The organism is Pseudomonas brassicacearum (genome assembly GCF_003732265.1).
Lineage (GTDB): Bacteria > Pseudomonadota > Gammaproteobacteria > Pseudomonadales > Pseudomonadaceae > Aquipseudomonas > Aquipseudomonas brassicacearum_D.
Genome location: NZ_MOBK01000191.1, coordinates 1 through 296, shown reverse-complemented (window position 1 = coordinate 296; position 296 = coordinate 1). Strand labels below are relative to the sequence as shown.

Annotated in this window: 1 protein-coding gene and 1 pseudogene; both read left to right on the top strand. The window is 58.4% G+C overall.

Translation table 11 applies throughout. The features are described from left to right. The coding region (locus BK660_RS30770) for a hypothetical protein (RefSeq protein WP_148057507.1) at positions 1-187 on the top strand (187 nt) is incomplete at its 5' end. Positions 188-233: 46 nt separating this feature from the next. Beyond that, positions 234-296 (top strand): annotated as a pseudogene (locus BK660_RS30765) (SRPBCC family protein); the annotation flags it as partial.

Here is a 296-nt window from a genome sequence, read left to right as displayed (position 1 = left end):
CAACGCGCTGTTCGGCGTGCTCGGTTTTGACCTCAACGGCTTCGAAGAAGGCATCGGCGATATCTCGATGATCGGCCACGCCAATGGCCAGGAGGGCGTGCGGCAGATGGGCGCGCACTACCCGGAAAAAACCCCGGCGCTACTGCGTCGAGGCTGCGACTACCTGAAAGAAATCAACTTCATCTGAATCAACCAAACGGAGCAAAACCACGAGCACTCTACAACCCGATACCCTGATCAAAACCCCTCAAGGCTGCCACGTGGTGTCCTCGGTGGAAGTGCCGACGGAAGCCGAG